We start from the raw sequence: 3,367 nt of genomic DNA, 5'->3' as shown, positions 1-3,367 counted from the left end.
ATGTGCTCATGGATTCATGGTATCCGTCCCAAGCGCTCATCGAAGCCTGCCTGAAACAAGGATTCCATGTCATCGCTATGCTCAAGACGAACCGGATTCTCTATCCGAAAGGCATCGCCCGCCGTCCAAGCAAAGGAGTTCGCCCGCTATATCGAGCCCAACGACACCCGCCTCGTCACGGTGGGGAACGAGCGTGATCGTGTCTACCGCTACGAAGGCGCGCTCAACGGTCTTGATGACGCGGTGGTACTGCTGGCTTGGAAGGCGGATGAACCGATGACGCCAGATCATCTCCATGTCGTCTTCGACACCGACCGGGAGCTAGGCGATGAAGAGATCTTGCGTTACGATGCCGAGCGCTGGACGATCGAATGCGTTTTCCAGCAGGCCAAAGACCAGCTAAAGCTTGATGGGTACCGCGTTCGCCACGTTCGGGCGGTGAAACGGTATGGGGGCGTGGTGCTGTTCGCCTGCGTATACAGCATCGCGGAATCTCAACCAGACCTCTCTTCCGGCCTAGAGCTTCTTCGGTCTCGGAAAGGGCACAGCGTCGTCGAGTTCATCGATGACGCCGCAAAGCAAGAGATTCCCATTGATGTGATCAAAAAACAGCTCCATGTCGCCTAAGGGGTCCCTGTTTGTCTCTTAGGGCATGGAAATGACTGTAGTGAAAAATGCTCATCTACAGTAAGAAAATTTAATATCTGCACTACAAAGGAATACCGCTTCAACAACTTACCCTCTTAATAAAAAATATATTCAAATTTCTCCTTATATTGTTAAACTATTTATTTAAAAAAACCGATAATAATAATGAATACTATTTTAGGAGGGAGGTATGAAATGAATTCATTTTTTAGAAAATCAGGTAAGGTATTGTTGCTGGTTTTCACTCTAATTTTCACTTTGGTGACGATTGGAGTGCAGAAAAGCTATGCGAATGAATTACTTAGAACCAAGCCAAACATGAATTCTATCATTGAACTCCAAAAAAGTCTGGAGTTTACCGAAGAATCATTAGCGGTAGACATTGATAAAGCGAAAATAGAAACAGAAATAAAAATCAACGAAGATGAAGCTATAAAAATCGAAAGCGATAATAAATTCAAACCTCAATCCCAATATGGTGTAGGTGGATTAATCTTAAATACGCAGGATTCCTTAACAGAAGAGGACCCGATGGATTTATTTTTCTTTAGTCCGACTTCCGATAAAATTTTAGTTTCTAGGATATTATCTGGGAACGAAGATTATATATTGCAACTTTATGTTGTAGATTATGAAAATGGACTAGCGTATCCAACGGAATTTACCACTTCACCGGGAAAACTAATGCTAATCAATATACCGGCAGGTGATTATGCTTTAGGTGTGTTATCAAAAGGAACTTTGGGAGCTTCATACACCATTCAAATGAATGCTTCCAATCCTGCTAATTTTGATGAAGCCTTATATATTTCACAAGATCTTACAAAATTCGTTGCAAAATATAGTGATGGTTCTTTGTATTCAAACGGCCAATATGTGTTGAATGTAAATGGAATTAACAACGAACATCTTAATTGGGAAAGAAAATATTATTTTTCATACAATGGGGGATATTCACAAAGAACACATTCCCTATCGGATATAAAAATATCTTCCATTTCAAGCCCGATTTCTTACTCTTCCAATTATGCAAGTTCTGATTTTGCAATTATGGTATATCTAGATGTGGGGACGCTTTTCACATACCATGAATCGCAATATCAATCTGGTCCAACCCTATACTACTACAGTTCATTTGTCGATACTTTAGGTAAAAATACACCACGTAGACTGGAATCTGACGATTTTAACTATGGCGATCACATCTTAATCGTCGATTTAACAACCGGGAAATCAATCGACTTCTTCAGTGTGTTGAATTTTTACTATGCAAGTGGTGTAGAACCATTACCTTCTATTGATTATTTAGAATAGGAGGGGATGACCCCCATGAAAATTGATCTTGGATATATCGGAGCGATGGTCGCTCGAAATGATGCCAGAATGCCATCCATATATGAAATCAAAAATCCATTAGCTGGAAAGCAAGTAGAAGTCATCAGAAATGGAGAGGCTTATAAAATCACCCTTTCGGATGAAATCAAACAGGTTCAAGGTCTGATGAGCATGACGGTAGAAGAGTTTTTTTTAAAAGATATTAACATACAAAACGCAGACCCTTCCGATATTTTTTCTTATCGGCCACAGGATCAATGGCTCGTTTTCAGTCAATATTTACATGAGTCCAAATACTTTGATTCACTAAGCGATGAAGAATTGAAGAAAGTGGAATCCATCTTACAACATATTACGGATGGAATGGATAGTTTAGCTAAATATGTAGGGATTAACCTTTTTGGAATAAAGAAGCAACAGCTTAACTCTTATGAAGCACATCTTGAACTTGCTTCTTCGACAGCTGCGCTTCAACACTTCAGTGATACGTTTTTAAGTGGCGACGTAAAAGCTGGATTTGATCAACTGATTCAAGATTATGTTCGTCACAATACGAAAAAATTGATGGATTATCAATCCGTAGAGGAAAGATTCTATGCAGCACGAGCCAAAATCAAACCGCTGAATGCTCCTCTGACATACGAACAATCACGTCATTTATCTATGACAAACAAACTAGGAAAAACCATTTATACACACGAAGAAATTGAATCGGTAATCAAAAATTATCAAGAAATGTTTAAGGACATTAAAAACGAAGAAGATTTGTCCTCTGTGCTATTAAAAGCGAAAGAACAACTTCTTGCATTTGTAACGAAAGGTATCTCACCAAAGGATGCGGATTACCAATTGGCAAAAGATTTTGTTACACAGCGTTCCGATGACACATTTAAACGAATCGAGAATTACTGGAAAATGATATGGCAAGGAAAACAAGAGTTACATACTGTAGATGAGTAAATTGGCTAACATAAATTTACAACCAAATAAAAAAAGAGATATGAACCCAACTCCTTGAGAAAAATAGATGTGCTCAAACCCATTCACACAAGGAGGTTCATGTCTTAGGAATCGATGAACACATCATCAAGGAATCCCACAAGTTTTTCATGACGCTGGGATTGGCGCTTGATTTCTCGAAGCCGGTCATCAAGCATCTGGTTCATCTTGTCGACGCCTTGTACCAAGGGATTTTCGGGGACATTGACGGATGTCCGGTACTGGAGTTTTCACCCGAATCATCGAACGACACTGAGCCACTTTTTCACGAAAAGCCCTTGGAACGAGGAAAAACGGCTTGAGAAGCTTCAAGAATGGATCCTTCGCCAGATCGAACGCCTGGCCAAACGGACGAATCAACCCCTGTTCCTTTCGATGGATGATC

Annotated in this window: 2 protein-coding genes and 2 pseudogenes; all 4 read left to right on the top strand. The window is 40.3% G+C overall.

The window, feature by feature from the left end; all coding sequences use genetic code 11:
• A pseudogene (locus B4113_RS06820) lies at positions 1 to 627 on the top strand (transposase); the annotation flags it as partial.
• 216 nt (positions 628 to 843) lie between these two features.
• Positions 844 to 1,962 carry a hypothetical protein gene (locus B4113_RS06815; RefSeq protein ID WP_033021755.1) on the top strand — a complete coding sequence of 373 codons (1,119 nt, stop codon included), beginning with the start codon at positions 844 to 846 and terminating at the stop codon, positions 1,960 to 1,962.
• 15 nt (positions 1,963 to 1,977) lie between these two features.
• Entirely contained in the window at positions 1,978 to 2,943 is a 966-nt protein-coding gene (locus B4113_RS06810; protein WP_033021749.1) for a hypothetical protein, read from the top strand.
• A 133-nt stretch (positions 2,944 to 3,076) separates the two neighbouring features.
• Positions 3,077 to 3,367 (top strand): annotated as a pseudogene (locus B4113_RS20375) (IS701 family transposase); the annotation flags it as partial.

The organism is Geobacillus sp. B4113_201601, from assembly GCF_001587475.1.
Taxonomy (GTDB): domain Bacteria; phylum Bacillota; class Bacilli; order Bacillales; family Anoxybacillaceae; genus Geobacillus; species Geobacillus icigianus.
Note: the sequence above shows the minus strand (reverse complement) of the source record. Positions and strands in the feature narration are given on the sequence as shown.

Excerpts from the sequence above, each read along its gene's own strand:
- B4113_RS06815 (WP_033021755.1), top strand. The coding sequence starts at position 844 with ATGAATTCATTTTTTAGAAAATCAGGTAAGGTATTGTTGCTGGTTTTC.
- B4113_RS06810 (WP_033021749.1), top strand. The coding sequence starts at position 1,978 with ATGAAAATTGATCTTGGATATATCGGAGCGATGGTCGCTCGAAATGAT.